Genomic DNA, 15,483 nt, shown 5'->3' with positions numbered 1-15,483 from the left:
CCTCCCGCTCGTACTTTGAGACTAACTCTCTCAAATTTATCGGCAGATGAGGCTTGGAGTTGAAGCTTAAATTAAAACGAGCCTAACAAGGTTTCCCCCGTCAGGCCCGTTTAGCTCTTATTTCACAAAAGATTTTGTACGCAATATCGCTGTACGAGTTGTTTCATCCCATTGCACATCCAAACCGATCTGTTCCGCGAAAAACCGAATCGGCACATACGTCCTGTCCTGCTTCACATATGGCGAAACGTCCGTAGCTTGCTTCACATCCGTTTGCCCTGCCTGTTTAAGAACAACACCAGTTTCACCGATTGTTAGCTCCACCGTCGTGTTTCCTTTCATTAGCTGCACAACTTTTTGGCCCGCTTGTTCAGCATACTTGACTTCGTAACCAAATGTTTCACTGATCGCGCGAACCGGAACCATCGTCCGTCCATCCTGAATCTCAGGCTGAGCATCGAAAGAAATCGCTTTGTCGCCATTTAAGACCTTAATTCCCTGACTGGCTAAATTGGCCGGTAAATGGTACGGCGTTATTTTACGGATTTTGTTATTCGAAGCATCTGCAATGATGATATTTCCTTGAGCAGTTACAATTACATCACTAGGATTGTAAAACTCTGCAGCCCGCTCCACTCCATCAGTCTCACCCGTTTGAACCGTACCGGAAATCGTTGTCACCTTGCCGTCCAACAAATAACGAATCGCATGATTTAAGCTATCTGCAATCAAAACTCCACCTTCAGAAGTGACAGCGAGCCCTTTTGGAAAGTCAAACTTAGCTTTTAACGCTTCACCATCTGCATAGTCTCCACCGGCATACAGCTCATTTTTTTCATAAATCGTAGTATTGCTTAATAATGCTGTAGATCCAGCAACCGTCTTCACGGTGCCAGCTTGCAGATCTATATAACGCACGCATTGATTACCCGTATCACTCACATATAGATTTCCTTTGCTGTCCAGAGCAAGTCCCGAAGGCTCGTTGAACTTCGCTTCAGCTAAACTACCGTCTTGATACTCACCAGCAAATGACGCTTCTCCAGGACGAATCAGAATTGCACGATTAGAAGCCTTATTTAGTGTTGAAACCGTGCCATCAGTTGCAATTTTACGAATCACATGATTGAGTGAGTCCGCGACATACACAATTCCGTCAGCTGTTACCGCAACATCACTCGGATGATTGAAGCTTGCCTCCGCTCCTTTACCATCCTTCTTACCGGGAACACCATTTCCTCCAAGTGTGGTAATTTGTCCGTTCGTATCCACTTTTCGAACTGCATTATTCGCAGAGTCAGCTATGTACACATTCCCCTTGCCATCGACAGCCAATCCTGACGGCGAATTAAAGAATGCTTCAGAGGCTTTGCCATCAAGCAGCCCCCCCGTCGGGAAACCTTGGCTGTTCGTGGTAACAACGACCTCTGGCCCCGCGAACGTCGTAACTTCGCCTCCCGCGACCTTACGAATAAGATGATTGCGAGTATCTGCAATCAGAATGCTGCCGTCAGGCAGCTGAAGAACACTGCCAGGAGAACGGAATGCGGCGCTTAAAGCATCGCCATTCAAATCTTCAAAATCCCCAATTCCCGCGAAGGTCGTAACATCCGCAAGAATTTGGCCATTACTCGAACGCAGCGCATCCGCAGACAAGCCTGCCGCCCACGCGGATGAACCTCCAAGTAAAGTTGCAGTCGCTAGCGTGGAAATAAGTATATATTTTAAGGGTTTCATAGGTTTCTCCTTTCATTAATAATTCAATTAAACACCAGTAGTGATATCTAGAGTTGCAGGTTGAATACTCGATTCAACAATCGGGATGGTTTGAACGGATGTTCCATTTTTGCGTACAATAACAATTTTTCCAACACTAATCTCTTGATGCCCATAACCTTGTAAAGGAATTGTCACTAGTTTTTGAATGTCAGCAACCTTAATATTACCTGCATCCCCAAAGCCTGTGACCGTGTAAACGAGCTCTTTTTGACCATCGCCCTCATATTCTTTGATATGCTCGGCATAATTCGTACTATTTTCTCGTCCAAAAATCGTCCCATTCACAGGTGCCATATCATCACTGTAAAAAGTATTTGTACCATAGAACAAATGGACTTCGACGCCATAAATATCATTAGATTCAACGAAATCACTCAAATTAATATCCAAGTTGTATGTATTCGCGTTTGGACTTGTCTCATTTAATGCAGCTTTCAAACTTACTGCTGGCGTTGGTGTTTGCGGTGTACCCGGATCAGGATTGCCTGGATTTGTGTTTCCGCCAGAATTTCCGCCAGAGTTCGAATCGCCGCCAGTCGCTGGTGGCTTAACGACTTCCGCTTCCTTCAGCTTTGCTAATGCATCCGCTTTAGCCTTCTCTTCGGCCGCTTTCGTAGCTGCCTCAATCTTTTTCTTCTGCTCTTCCAGAAGTTTAAGCTGCGCTTCCAACTGCTTTTTCAGCTCAACTTGCTTTTTTTCCTGTTCGAGCTTTTTTTTCAACTTCTCGGCTTCGAGCTTCTTCAGAAGTTCTTGCTTTTGTTTCTCTTTTTCAGGATCAACACCCGCTGTTTTATCCAAATCCACCACTTTGCTTAAATCTAATTTCTTGTTTTCCTCAGATATCTTTTTGTTGGCTTCAACAATCACTTTATCCATCGAAGATTGATCGAACTTCTTTTCATCCAAAGCTTTTTTGGCAATGTTTCCAATTAAGTTATCGAAGTTTTGCTTCACTTTATCGAGTTCTTCTTTGCTCTTCACGACTAGATTCTCATCATCTGTTACTTTGCCTTCAGCAAGTTCTTTTGCTTTTTTGGCAATAAATTCATCATTTTCTTTATCAATTTCTGCTTTATTCAGAATGAATTCCTCAATAACTTCAGGCGAAGCCTGTTTAACGAAATCATCCAGATCAAGCAAATCCACTTTCAAGGACAAATCCTCAGTTTCATCTCTGGAATCAAGTGAAATTTGTTGTGTTGGATACAAGTAGGTAACGGTTGTTTTCTGCCCCGAATCTTCGTTTGTCGTTACGGTAGAAGCAGAAACTTTACCCGCTCCAACGGCCATTTTGATAGCACCTGTTACCGGATCAACCATCACAAAGAACTGCGTTCCACGCACACCCATTACAGCAGTTGGCGTTTCAACTTCAAATTCATCATTAGAACCGGCTAATGATTTCACTTTGACCCACAAGGAACCAGCCCATACTTTGAGCTTGGATTTCTTGTTTCCATCCGAAGAATTGAGGTCAGACACGTTAATTTCAGCATTTTCCCCCAAGGTTACATCCGCATCTCCACTGCTCAAATTTAGCGTTACAGAAGAGCTAGCACCCGTATAAACGGTATCACCTTGATTTAAACTCATACTTTCATAAACATCGTATGTTTTGGAGCCTCCGCCTTTTTTGACGGTCACTTCTCCTGATAATGATGACACTACAGCTACCCGAACGGTTTTAGCATCTACAGGCTTCACAAGCAGCACGGAGATCAAACTAAATATCAAACTTAAGCTTAAACATACTGAGACAAATGATTTCTTGGACATCCCCACACCAACTTCCTCCCTAGTTTCAAACTTTAAAGATTCCCGATTACTTCATATACCGCTACGGGTTTTTCTTTACCTTTAACCTTGATTTCACCGATAGACTCAATTTCAAAAAGATCTTTGACCCGCTCATAGGTCTGCTCACTAATGAGAATTTGTCCTGGTTTGGCATTCGATTCCAGACGTGCCGACAAATTCACGGTATCCCCGATCGCCGTATAGTCCAGACGCAAGTCTTCGGAACCAATATTCCCGACGACAGCAGGTCCGCTATTAATTCCTAGACCGAATTTCACACCGATCCCGTACTTCTCGATCAATTTCTGTTCAAGCACATTCGCTTGTGACTTCATTTCGATCGCTGCGCGAACAGCCATTTCCGGGTGATTATCATACGCAATGGGAGCGCCGAACATCGCCATAACACCATCACCTATGAACTTATCAAGCGTTCCATTGAATTTAAAAATCGCTTTCGTACATACATCCAAATATTCGTTCAGAACTTGAATCACCTGCTCTGGTTCTAACTTCTCTGACATTGGTGTAAACCCGCGAATATCGACGAAAATAAGGGATATATCCTTGCGGCTTCCCCCAAGCTTGACATCTTCTCCAGATTGCAGCAACTCGTCTACGACCGACTTCGAAACAAATCTACCAAATATCCCGGTCACCCGATTGCGCTCCTTGCGCTCCTCCAGGTAATGACTTACTAATGACCATATGTATATAGTTACTAAGGCAAATTGGGGATAAACGAGAGGTGCAAAAGTTGAGCCTGCAATATAAAAAGCTAACCATACACCGCCATAAATCACGTACATACCAATAAAAATAAACAGTGCAGTCTTTCCTTTGAATCTCTCAAATAAGCAAATTGCTAGTAACGAAATTAATAGAATAAGACCAATACCAACTGGTTTACTGGTATCTTTATAAAATTTGCTTTCCAGCAGTGTTTGAATCATATTGGCGTGTATTTCGATCCCAAACATTTTAACAGAACTGATCGGAGTAGGATATTCGTCCTGCATCGCTGTAACGAAAGGCCCAACCAATACAATACTGCCCTGCAGAGGCAAAGGATTTTTGCTATTCAAGACATCCACGAATGAAAGCATTTCGTATCCGGTAGTAGCATCGACTTTCTGTCTAGGCAGCGTGAAAAACTCAGTAGTTACTTGATTTCTCTCATTTGTTGGCAAAATTTTGCTGCCGCGCTTCCATTCTCCGGTCGCTTCATCTCTCTTAACCTTCTCTTTGTCGTCAAGAACTAGATTGGCAAGCGCGACACTGAAAGCTGGTATGAAAGTCCCATTCTCATCGGGCAAGCCTACTGGGAGCTTACGGGCTTTTCCGTCCTTATCGACAAACACATTAATGTGTGCCATTTGCTGTTTGTTAGTAGTTAAGGTTGCCGTTGGGTAGTCAACTTTCTCAGGCACTAGATCTCCTGCCTGCTGCTGTTTGGAGGGGTAATTGATTTGAACGGGCAGGATAACATTATGATATTTGGCTAATACATCAGCCAAAGCTTTATCGTCTGCGGGGTTTTTTGAAGGTTCAGCTAATACTACGTCTATGCCGATAGCAGCTGCGCCGGACTGCTCCAGCTTTTCTATCAATTGCGCGTAAGTCGTTCGGTCCCATGGGAATTTCCCGATAGCTGTTAAAGATTTGTCATCAATTTTGACAATTTTGATCCGATCCTCAGGTTGGCGTTCATCGACTGATTTGGCTTTACGCAACACATCTTGAAGGGGACCCTCAATAAAATAAAATAATCCGCTCGAGTTCACCGTGTAGAAATATGTCGACAACAGCATCAACACTAGTCCTGCTGCCAACGTATTGATCCATTTCTTTTTACCCATAAGAGCCTCCCCATGCATACTAGCTTCATTGTAAGATGGAGGGAAACAATTGGCAATGAATTGTTACAAATAAATACAAATTGTAGCAAAAAAAAGCTCAGTCCCATTACAGGAACTGAGCTTTTTCGACATATTGTGGAGCACTCCACAAGTTAGGTTATGATTAGTTAAAAGGTGAATCCGCAACTTTGATGGAATCAGTTGGGCAGCCATCTTGTGCATCCTGTAGATCATCGAATAGATCTTCTGGAATTTCAGTTACCCCTTTATTGCCATCTCCATCAAAAATCACTTCTGCCAAGCCCTCATCATCGTAATCATAGATGTCTGGTGCTGTAGCTCCGCAAGCGCCACAAGCAATACAAGTATCTTTATCAACGAATGTATACTTTGCCATAGTTTAACTCCTCCTCATTTTATCCTCATTGTAAAATATAATATAAATGAGGACAAAGTTCAAACCTTAAAATTGTTCTACCTTAAAATACCTCTCAACAAAGTCCGCAAGAGCAACAATGTCATTCAAATCAAGCGTTGGGAGGTTTGATGAATGAGAATCCAGCGTTTCCATATCCGTTGCAATCGCTACAGGTTCCTCTTCTAGAGTTTGAATAATTTCTCTCTGCTCTATTGTACGAAAAACAGCGATCTTTGGATGCTTTTCCCGCTTAAATCCTTCAACAAAAACATAATCCATGTGAGAAAAAGCTTTGATCTGATCTTGCAGGTCAGGCTTGTGTTTTTTCTCATAGACATGAACAGAGTCAATAGAAATTGTCACAACCGCTTCCGCACCGGATTGAGCAAAAATTGTAGAATCTGTTCCGGGTGCTTCTTTATAGTGTCCATGAGCATCATGTTTCAATACGGCAATCCGTTTGCCGCGACGCTTCATCTCTATAACCAGCTTGGTAATCAGGGTCGTTTTACCACTCCCGGAATATCCGGCAAAACCGATGCAATGTGCCATTAGCTCCCTCACTTCTCCTCTTCCTTATGAAGCGGATTGTTCTTCAAATGATCCATCTGCAAGGAAGTTCCTCTTGACTTATGATTTCTAATGAATGAAGAAGGGTCGTCACTCATCATACCTGCGGTTAGAATGGCGTTCTCCCCAAACTTATCTCGAAGTCCATCCATAATCTTATTTAAATTTTCACGTTTTGGCTGCTTCTCGTAGTCGAATAAATCAAGCTGCACGAACGTCTCTTCCTTACTGGTTAGATTTTGCACGGTAATCCCTAACAATCGGACGGGGTTCCCGTCCTCCCACTGATGATCGTACAGCTGGCAGGAAGTTCTGTAGATATCATCCATATGCTCCGTTGGCGTAGGCAGAGTAACGGATCTCGTAATCGTCCTCATTTCTGGATCGCGAATGGTGATTTGAATCGTAGACGCCATCAATTCCTGCTTGCGAAGCCTTCTTGCCACTTGATCTGCAAGATTCAAGAAGACGCGGTGGATCTCTTTTCTTTCAATATAATCCCGCGGCAATGTAGTCGTATGACCGATAGATTTGCTTTGCTCTTGCTCCGGATTAACTGGCGAGTTATCGATCCCATTCGCCGATCGCTTTAAGTGTGGACCCATAACACCAAAATGCTTACTCAGCATCAACTCGTCGCCTTCTGCTAGTTGACCTAATGTAAATATTCCCAGCTTCGTAAGCTTATCCGCCGTCTTTTTGCCGATTCCATATAAATAGTTACATGGTTTGTCCCATAAGACAGTAGGCACGTCCCGCAGACGCAGCACTGAGATTCCATTCGGTTTTTTCATATCCGAGCCCATCTTAGCTAATAATTTATTAGGTGCAACGCCTATGGAGCAAGGCAACTGCAACTCTTTCATAATCCTTAGCTGAATGGCTGCCGCAATTTCAAGCGGAGTGCCAAACTGTTTGGAACCGGTAATATCAACAAAACACTCATCAATCGACATAGATTCAACCATTGGTGAATAGCTATAGGCGATCTGCATAAAACGTCTTGAAAAACCACGATACAATTCAAAATCAGGACGAATAAGTATCAAATCAGGACATATTTTCAATGCTTGTCTGACTTGCATGCCTGTCTTAATCCCAATCGATCGAGCAGCATAAGATGAAGTAACAATAATCCCTCTGCGGAGCTCGACACTCCCTGCAACTGCGATTGGTTTTCCTCTATATAATTCAGGCTCAACAGCCTCATGGACCGAACAATAGAACGCATTCATATCGATATGCAAAATAACTCTGCCTTGTTTGGGATAGTGATGCTCGACCGTTGTCATTTCACAACCCCTCCCATGATCAAAGACCTTGTATAAAGCCAATTTCAGCATACAAAAAAATATTGTTTCAAGCAAACGCAATTTTGAGTTATGATGTCTTTACCCGTAATCTTATGGTATAATCGTAAATTATACATTAGCGCTTTAAAGCAAGCATATTAACCTGCACACAAGCATCCAAGTCACTTTTGCTAGCTTTTGAAGGAGGAACCCATGCCAACATCAGTCAAAATCTTCGACACCACACTACGAGACGGAACTCAAGGAGAAGGCATTAGCCTATCTGTTGAGGATAAAATTAAAATTGCCCGTAAGCTCGATGAGCTTGGGGTTCATTATATTGAAGGCGGATGGCCGGGCAGCAACAGCAAAGACATCGAATTCTTTGAGCGTGTCCGCGACATGAAGTTCACCAATGCCAAGATTACTGCATTCGGAAGCACTAGACGCAAAGATTCCATCGCTTCAGATGATCTTAATCTGAACAGACTTGTTGAGTCAGGTGCGCAGGTAGCAACAATCTTCGGGAAATCATGGGACTTCCACGTGCATACAGCTATCCAAACGACGCTCGAAGAAAACCTGGCCATGATCTATGATTCCGTTCTTTTCTTGAAAAGCTCCGGATTAGAAGTCATTTATGATGCAGAACATTTCTTTGACGGCTACAAAAATAATCCTGAGTACGCCCTGCAAACGATCAAAAAAGCTCAAGATGCCGGTGCAGACTGGATCGTATTATGCGATACCAATGGCGGCTCGCTTCCTGGTGAAGTAACGACTATCGTGTCAGCGGTCAAGCAGCATGTAACGACACCTGTTGGTGTTCATGCGCATAACGATTGCGAATTAGGTGTAGCCAACAGCCTCGCTGCCGTTCAAGCGGGTGCTAGACAAGTCCAAGGTACGATTAACGGCTATGGCGAGCGTTGCGGGAATGCCAACTTGAGCTCAATTATCCCTAACCTTCAACTGAAGCTAGGATACGACGTTATTTCTGAGGAACAGTTGAAAACGTTAACGCCAGTTTCAAGATATATCAGTGAAATTGCCAACATGCATATGCCGATCAATCAGCCATATGTAGGCAACGCTGCATTCGCCCACAAAGGCGGTATTCACGTGTCTGCGATTCTTAAGGATGCAAGTACGTATGAGCACACGAAACCAGAGCTTGTCGGTAACAAACAACGCGTCCTTGTCTCAGAACTTGCTGGCCAAAGCAACGTGCTTGTCAAAGCGCAAGAGCTGAACTTAGACTTCGATAGAGAGCACCAGAAAACCAAAGAAGTGATCGAGAAGATTAAAGATCTAGAACATCAAGGCTACCAATTTGAGGGAGCAGACGCAACACTTGAGCTATTGCTGCGTGAAGCTTTCGAAGGACTTGAAGAGATTTTCACCTTGGAATCATTCAAAATGCTTGTTGAGAAATCGGCGAACCAATCTGTCGTATCCGAAGCCATCGTTAAGGTTAAGGTTCATGGCGAAACAATCTACACCGCGGCAGAAGGTAACGGCCCAGTCAATGCCCTGGATAATGCTTTACGCAAAGCGCTTATCCAATACTACCCAGACATTAAGAACATTCATCTTTCAGACTACAAAGTTCGTGTCCTTGACGAGAAAGGCGCAACAGCCGGTAAAGTTCGCGTCCTAATGGAAACAACAGACTTTAACACAACTTGGAACACGCTCGGGGTGTCTAGTAATATCATTGAAGCAAGCTGGTATGCGCTTGTGGACAGCTTACGTTATGCGCTCATAAGCAGACAACGTGTTGAGCCGGCCAACAAGGAGCAGAACGAGCGTCTCGGTTTGATCAATCACTAAGACTCACAAACAGACAAAAGCTGCAAATTGGCCCCTGAGGCTAACTTGCAGCTTTTTCTGTCACCCCTTGATGAGACTCGCAATCTTTTTATCCAGCTCTTTTGGCGAAAGTACGTGAATAACCTCTCGAACGACCCCATTTTTGTCAATCAGAAAACTGGTCGGAATCGCAACGACCCGGTACGTATCCGCGTTCGTTCCTTGTTTATCTAAAAGTACTGGGAAAGGGTATTTGTACGTTTCTACGAACTTTTTGATATTCTCCATTTTGTCCCCAGGCGTCACGTTCACCGCGTACAAATCAAACTGTCCTTCATATTTGTTATATACATTCACCAGATCTGGCGCTTCTTCCTCACAAGGACCACACCAGGACGCCCAGAAATTAACGAGCAAAGGCTTCTCACGCGGACCGCCAATTGAATACGCCTTCCCATCAAGCCCTGTCAAGGTAAACGAAGGGGCAAGGAAATTCACCTGTGGCGCTTGCTCTGTCGGCATTAAGGTTTGTTTATTCTTATGCTGGGCATTTTGATAGATCGCTATCCCGGCTAGTAATACGACCAATACGATCACAAATACATTCTTCTTCAAAAATGTGTTCACCTCCACTGTCTATATTATCTCCAATTCGGTCCAATTTCCAACATTGGCATCCACAATAAAGTATGCTTTCCGCATTTTCGGGAAAAGTAAGCCTACCAATTGCTCTGAAAGGAATAATCAAAGTGAATAAAGTTGCAACATCTAACGTCAAAACCAAAAACAGATTTAGTGACAATACCGGCAGCGGTTCCAACAACAAATCGAACAGTAAGTCCAAGGACAAGTCAAGCAAGGGCTCCATTTGGCAATATATCGCGTTAGCATCGATTCCTTTAGTACTCGTCTTAGGGAATTCCATGCTAGTCCCCATTTTACCTGATCTACAGGAAAAGATGGGCATCTCCCGCTTCCAGAGCTCCCTAGTCATCACCCTATTCTCCATCGCAGCAGGCATCATCATCCCGGTGTCCGGGTACTTATCAGACCGCTTCACCCGAAAATCAGTCATCATTCCATCGCTCATCGTGTATGGGGCAGCTGGCGTCCTAGCTGGCCTTGCGGCTGTTTGGAACTCCTATACCATCCTAATCATTGCACGCGCCATACAAGGCCTTGGAGCGGCTGGTACAGCCCCTATTGCCATGGCTCTGGTTGGTGATCTATATAAGGGAGGGGATGCGAGCAAAGCTCTCGGGCTCATAGAAGCTTCTAATGGAGCAGGCAAGGTGGTTAGCCCGATATTAGGCTCTTTACTTGCCCTAATTGTCTGGTTTGCCCCGTTTTTTGCATTTCCAATATTTTGTATATTAGCTTTACTCGCTGTTATTTTCATGATTAAGGAACCGCCAAAAGAGAAAAAAGCAGAGCCTCTTGGCATCTACTTAAAGCAAATAAGAGACATACTTCGAGAAAAAGGACAATGGCTGATTCCTGCTTTTTTTGCCGGGTCGATCACCCTATTCATTCTTTTCGGCGTTCTCTTTTATTTATCTCAGATATTAGAAGAAGAACCTTATAGTATCGAGGGAGTCCGCAAGGGGTTCGTGCTAGCCATCCCCTTACTCTGCATGGTCATAACCTCGTATACAACCGGCGCCAAAATCAAACAAAATGGCACATTGATGCGTTGGTTAATGAATATCGGGCTGATCTTGGTGACAGTCTCCTTAACTTTAGCCATCTTCCTCAACACGAACCTGTATGTTTTCATCGGACTCCTTTCACTTAGCGGAATAGGAAGCGGCCTTCTGCTCCCCTGTTTAAACACGATGATCACTGGCTCAGTAGAACGAGACCAACGCGGTATGATCACATCTTTGTATAACAGCCTTCGCTTTATCGGCGTCGCATTCGGACCGCCATTATTCGGATGGCTCATGAACATGTCACACAAAACCCTATTCATAACAGTAGCCTCCATGGCTCTTCTTATGCTGGCGCTCGTCTTTTTTTGCATCAAACCAAATGAAGTACTTAAAGAAAAAGCATGATATACTAGCCTCAATCTTAGTAGCATTTATAAGGTGGGAGCGCTAATGATCGTACATTTAAAAAGAGAACTCTACACTCAGCTGCTTCAATTCAGTCAGCAAAAACTGCCCGATGAAGCGTGCGGTCTCATTCTAGGTAAGTTATCGAAACCAAATGGAGAGATTCTAGCCTCTTCCTTTGTCCCCATGCGGAATTGCTCCACTAATCCTCGAACTCATTTCGAACTCAGCCCAGTGGAGATGATTCCCTTTCTAACAAATAGCCAAAATCCTGTGATTGGCTTGTTCCACTCACACCCGGCAGCCCCAGCGATTCCATCCGCCGCAGACCTACAAACTCTTTGGCATACGATTCCTACTTATTGGATTCTATCTTTCATGCATCCAGATAAACCTGAATTACTGCTTTACCAAATAAAAAAAGCCTCATCGACCAGTTATCACAAACTCGCGTTTGTAATCGGTCAATGATGGCTTAAAAGCGCATAGAGATCGCCTAACGTATCCACATTCCTTGCTTTAATCTCTTCCATGAACCTAGACCACAGCTCCGCTGTCATTAAGGAGTCCTCGAGGGCATGATGACGCTGTGTAACCGGAATTTCATAGGCATGAAGCAATGAATCCAAGCTTAAATCTTTCCTTTTAGGCATCAGCCACTTTGCAATCATCATCGTATCGAGAACGCGATGAGACAAGCTGACCTTAGAAGTACGCCAGAGAGCAGAATTCAGAAAGTTTTTATCATGACCCGTTGCATGCGCAACCAAAATTCGCTGCTGTACAAATTCCAGAAAGTCACTCAAAACGCCGATCAGTTCAGGCGCATCCGCCACCATTTCATTCGTAATCCCTGTTAATTCTATAATGTTTTCTGGGATTTTACGTTTCGGATTTACCATGCTATAGAAGGTATGATCTCTCTGAACTTCACCACCAATGACGGAGACACCGCCGAACGAAATAATTTCATCACCGTTATAAGGAGAAAAGCCTGTCGTTTCCAAATCAAAAACTACAATTTCCATTGCGTGCAGCGGTATTTCAAACAGGGAATCCTTCCGCTGTTCTTTTAACATGGAGCGAATAAAAGCCATCTGCTGGGCACTTTGTACATCAAACATAGAGGTTATCGCTGGTGTCAATCCCCCCATTTTGTATAGCTGCCACATACGTCCGCCAGGTCGCATATCTTTCATCCCACTTCACCTCTCCAACACTAGAAAAATGCACTCCGATCTATCTAACCTTTTTCTCTCTCTATGTGCGACACAATCGACTTTTTTACATATTTCTGCAATTCAATTCCTGCTCGTAGACATTGTTTTAGTTCCTGTTTGACTTCCTTGGTCAATTGATCAGCGGCTAGCTTCCCCCGGGTTGTGTACATCTCATCTTCCATTTGGAACGGCGTCAAATCCCTAAGTTTAAGCGCTACGCCAAATGCCTCTAACCATTCATCCGCTAGCTGTTCTGGAATAAACCCACTATCCTTTAACTGCTTTATCCTTTGTGATGTGGATGAGTGCATAATTTTAGCTTGGATAGCTAGCAAGCGAATACCATTTACAATAGGAATATAAGCGCCATATTTGATATCAAAACCACCTGCATCCTCACCGTACCTCTCGGTAATTAACTGGCCGAAGACACCTAACGATATTTTGTGGTGGAGTGTATTCGATAATAAATAGTTCAAAACACTTGAATTCTCCTGAACATAGGTTAAAAAAGTACCCCTCAGTTGATCGACCAAATTTTGCGATCCGTATATACACCGCATATCCGCCATGATGAGCAGATAACGGATATTTTCCCAATCCGGTTCCTGCAGCCACTCCAGCATCATTTGGGTATACCCCGTTAAAGGCTTACGCCATTGTTTATTACTAGAAACAACATTGCCTTCACACGGCGGGTACCCTAACGCATCTAGACCTTGCAGGATACAATCAACCAATTTAATGAAGTATTCTTCTACTTCTTCCTCTTGATGCTTTTCGCTTTCCCCATATACGAGCCCGTTGTCCTGATCACTCCAAAGCGTTTGTTCACTTCGTCCTCCGCTCCCGTACAAAATAAAAGCATACGGTACGGGCGGTTTCCCAAAGCCTTCATCTTCTAATATGTGTTCAGCAAGCTCGATCGTCCTCTGTATAAAAGCATCATGAATAGCGTTTACTTTTCGTCCTAATTCAGGTGTATGAGAGAAAAGGAGATGCTCCCGAAACATCTCATGCACCTGATCTCTGGTTATTCGCATCTCATCGAACTGTTCCGATAGATAGATACGCTCCAGGATCTGTTCCATTGAGAGATGTTTCATGTTGCATCCCCTTTGCCCAAGTAGAAAGTTATGTGATATTAAACGGACACGCCGTTTTGAGCTGCTTTTTTCATTTGTTCTGGGTAGCCGTATGAACCATGTTCAGACAAATCCAGACCAATGATTTCTTCTTCTTCTGTTACACGTAGACCAACTGTAGCTTTAAGAATTCCTAAGATAATGAAGGAAAGAACAAGTACGAATGCTAATGCTCCGAAAACACCAAGTGCTTGAATACCTAATTGGTGCAAACCGCCACCGTAGAATAACCCCGCGCCACCGATACCAACTTTAGCAGAAAGTTCAGGCGTTGCGAATAGACCAGTGGAAAGTGTACCCCAGATACCAGCGATACCATGTACGGAGAAAGCGTAGATTGGATCGTCGATACCAGCTTTTTCAAACCATTGTGCTGTGAAGAAAGTAACAATACCTGCCACTGCTCCGATAACAATCGCTGCCCAAGTGTCTACGAACGCACACGCTGCTGTAATCGCAACAAGCGCTGCAAGAACACCGTTCAACATGCTAGGAATATCAGCTTTGCCAAAGTACATCCAAGAAATAATCAGCGCCGCAACACCGCCTGCCGCAGCAGCCATATTCGTTGTCAATGCGATATAACCGAAGAATCCATCCCCCATTGCACTTAGCGTACTACCTGGGTTGAATCCGAACCAACCGATCCAAAGGATGATAACACCGAGAACAGACAACACTTGGTTATGACCAGGAATAAGATTTGGCGTTTTATCTTTATTATATTTGCCAATACGTGGTTTTAACAAGATCGTAGCTACTAAAGCTGCTGTTGCACCTTGTAAGTGAACGACGGTTGAACCCGCGAAATCTTGCATACCAAGCTTGCTCAACCAGCCGCCGCCCCATACCCAGTGAGCAACGATTGGATAAATAACTACCGTGAACAAAATTCCGAAGATAAAGTAAACCGGAAGCTTTGCTCTTTCTGCAAATCCACCCCAAGCAATCGCCAAGGATACACCTGCGAAAGCTAGTTGGAATAAGAACTTAATGCCGATTGGCACGTCTGAAGCAGATAGCGAACCGAATGCCGCTGTGGCTTGATCTTCCAAACCTGTAACGAAGAACCCTGTTGTACCGAAGAAGGCATTTCCGTCACCGAAGGCGAAACCGAAGCCGACAGCCCAGAAAGCGATGGCACATAATCCGAAGGTTAAAATTGTTTTACCAGCTACGTGACCGGCATTTTTCATTCTAGTCGACCCTGCTTCTAATAAGGCAAAACCAGCTTGCATGAAGATTACTAAAATTGCGGCTAACATGACCCAAACAGCATCGATTGCACTTTGCAGTTGGGGAATTGTTGCTTCATCTGCAGCAAATGCGAGAGTAGGGAACAACAAGGCCATGACACCAAAAGCTAACAACAACTTCTTAACCATACGACCACTTCCTTTAATGTTAGATTAAATAACATGTAATGAAACTCTTAATGTCATTATATACAGGTTATATGGGTTTGACAATAGGATTTTCGCTAAAAAAATGAAAAAAACGAAAAATAACCTGACATCGAACAGGCATAATTCGT

13 protein-coding genes are annotated in these 15,483 nt (G+C 43.8%); 3 read left to right on the top strand and 10 right to left on the bottom strand.

Annotated features, from left to right (window positions below; genetic code table 11):
* Positions 1 to 117: 117 nt before the first annotated feature.
* The 6 genes from AC58VC_RS14980 to AC58VC_RS14955 form a co-directional block, all read right to left on the bottom strand.
* Complete coding sequence (locus tag AC58VC_RS14980; RefSeq protein WP_497369532.1) at positions 118 to 1,737, bottom strand: stalk domain-containing protein; 1,620 nt, start codon at positions 1,735 to 1,737, stop codon at positions 118 to 120.
* A 27-nt stretch (positions 1,738 to 1,764) separates the two neighbouring features.
* Positions 1,765 to 3,555 (bottom strand): FecR family protein, encoded by a 1,791-nt coding sequence (locus AC58VC_RS14975; RefSeq protein ID WP_497369531.1) that lies wholly within the window; start codon positions 3,553 to 3,555, stop codon positions 1,765 to 1,767.
* A gap of 32 nt (positions 3,556 to 3,587) precedes the next feature.
* A complete protein-coding gene (locus AC58VC_RS14970; RefSeq protein WP_497369530.1) occupies positions 3,588 to 5,435 on the bottom strand; it encodes a CHASE2 domain-containing protein in 1,848 nt (615 codons plus the stop codon).
* A gap of 163 nt (positions 5,436 to 5,598) precedes the next feature.
* Positions 5,599 to 5,832, bottom strand: coding sequence for a ferredoxin (locus tag AC58VC_RS14965; protein WP_127454548.1), 234 nt, complete (start codon positions 5,830 to 5,832; stop codon positions 5,599 to 5,601).
* A 66-nt stretch (positions 5,833 to 5,898) separates the two neighbouring features.
* Positions 5,899 to 6,405, bottom strand: coding sequence for a molybdopterin-guanine dinucleotide biosynthesis protein B (gene mobB / locus AC58VC_RS14960; protein WP_497369529.1), 507 nt, complete (start codon positions 6,403 to 6,405; stop codon positions 5,899 to 5,901).
* Positions 6,406 to 6,413: 8 nt separating this feature from the next.
* Positions 6,414 to 7,715: a DNA polymerase IV gene (locus AC58VC_RS14955; RefSeq protein ID WP_497369528.1), complete on the bottom strand. Its 1,302-nt coding sequence runs from the start codon at positions 7,713 to 7,715 to the stop codon at positions 6,414 to 6,416.
* Positions 7,716 to 7,928: 213 nt separating this feature from the next.
* On the opposite strand from AC58VC_RS14955, the gene cimA reads away from it, so the two are divergent.
* The gene (gene cimA / locus AC58VC_RS14950; protein WP_497369527.1) at positions 7,929 to 9,548 is read left to right on the top strand and encodes a citramalate synthase; all 1,620 of its coding nucleotides are present in this window, start codon (positions 7,929 to 7,931) and stop codon (positions 9,546 to 9,548) included.
* A gap of 60 nt (positions 9,549 to 9,608) precedes the next feature.
* Here the strand turns inward: cimA and AC58VC_RS14945 are convergent, their stop codons facing one another.
* A complete protein-coding gene (locus AC58VC_RS14945) occupies positions 9,609 to 10,142 on the bottom strand; it encodes a TlpA family protein disulfide reductase (RefSeq protein WP_497369526.1) in 534 nt (177 codons plus the stop codon).
* Positions 10,143 to 10,276: 134 nt separating this feature from the next.
* Between AC58VC_RS14945 and AC58VC_RS14940 the strand changes: the two genes are divergently transcribed.
* Complete coding sequence (locus AC58VC_RS14940; RefSeq protein ID WP_497369525.1) at positions 10,277 to 11,584, top strand: MFS transporter; 1,308 nt, start codon at positions 10,277 to 10,279, stop codon at positions 11,582 to 11,584.
* Between the two features lie 45 nt (positions 11,585 to 11,629).
* Positions 11,630 to 12,055, top strand: a complete 426-nt coding sequence (locus AC58VC_RS14935) for a Mov34/MPN/PAD-1 family protein (protein ID WP_497369524.1) — start codon at positions 11,630 to 11,632, stop codon at positions 12,053 to 12,055.
* Here AC58VC_RS14935 and AC58VC_RS14930 read toward each other — a convergent pair.
* From AC58VC_RS14930 to AC58VC_RS14920, 3 genes are read right to left on the bottom strand one after another with little or no spacing between them, the layout of a single operon-like run.
* Entirely contained in the window at positions 12,049 to 12,783 is a 735-nt protein-coding gene (locus AC58VC_RS14930; protein ID WP_497369523.1) for an exonuclease domain-containing protein, read from the bottom strand. The two genes, AC58VC_RS14935 and AC58VC_RS14930, sit on opposite strands and share 7 nt — an antisense overlap.
* Before the next feature lie 44 nt (positions 12,784 to 12,827).
* Complete coding sequence (locus AC58VC_RS14925) at positions 12,828 to 13,910, bottom strand: DUF294 nucleotidyltransferase-like domain-containing protein (protein ID WP_497369522.1); 1,083 nt, start codon at positions 13,908 to 13,910, stop codon at positions 12,828 to 12,830.
* Positions 13,911 to 13,948: 38 nt separating this feature from the next.
* On the bottom strand, positions 13,949 to 15,334 hold the full coding sequence (locus tag AC58VC_RS14920) for an ammonium transporter (protein WP_497369521.1): 1,386 nt from the start codon (positions 15,332 to 15,334) through the stop codon (positions 13,949 to 13,951).
* Positions 15,335 to 15,483: the final 149 nt, after the last annotated feature.

This window comes from Paenibacillus sp. J22R67 (assembly GCF_059692175.1).
The sequence above is the reverse complement of the archived record's forward strand: the minus strand, read 5'-3'. Positions and strand labels throughout refer to the sequence as shown.

Excerpts from the sequence above, each read along its gene's own strand:
- AC58VC_RS14920 (WP_497369521.1), bottom strand. The coding sequence starts at position 15,334 with ATGGTTAAGAAGTTGTTGTTAGCTTTTGGTGTCATGGCCTTGTTGTTC.
- AC58VC_RS14965 (WP_127454548.1), bottom strand. The coding sequence starts at position 5,832 with ATGGCAAAGTATACATTCGTTGATAAAGATACTTGTATTGCTTGTGGC.
- AC58VC_RS14975 (WP_497369531.1), bottom strand. The coding sequence starts at position 3,555 with ATGTCCAAGAAATCATTTGTCTCAGTATGTTTAAGCTTAAGTTTGATA.
- mobB (WP_497369529.1), bottom strand. The coding sequence starts at position 6,405 with ATGGCACATTGCATCGGTTTTGCCGGATATTCCGGGAGTGGTAAAACG.
- AC58VC_RS14930 (WP_497369523.1), bottom strand. The coding sequence starts at position 12,783 with ATGAAAGATATGCGACCTGGCGGACGTATGTGGCAGCTATACAAAATG.
- AC58VC_RS14980 (WP_497369532.1), bottom strand. The coding sequence starts at position 1,737 with ATGAAACCCTTAAAATATATACTTATTTCCACGCTAGCGACTGCAACT.
- AC58VC_RS14935 (WP_497369524.1), top strand. The coding sequence starts at position 11,630 with ATGATCGTACATTTAAAAAGAGAACTCTACACTCAGCTGCTTCAATTC.
- cimA (WP_497369527.1), top strand. The coding sequence starts at position 7,929 with ATGCCAACATCAGTCAAAATCTTCGACACCACACTACGAGACGGAACT.
- AC58VC_RS14925 (WP_497369522.1), bottom strand. The coding sequence starts at position 13,910 with ATGAAACATCTCTCAATGGAACAGATCCTGGAGCGTATCTATCTATCG.
- AC58VC_RS14970 (WP_497369530.1), bottom strand. The coding sequence starts at position 5,435 with ATGGGTAAAAAGAAATGGATCAATACGTTGGCAGCAGGACTAGTGTTG.
- AC58VC_RS14955 (WP_497369528.1), bottom strand. The coding sequence starts at position 7,715 with ATGACAACGGTCGAGCATCACTATCCCAAACAAGGCAGAGTTATTTTG.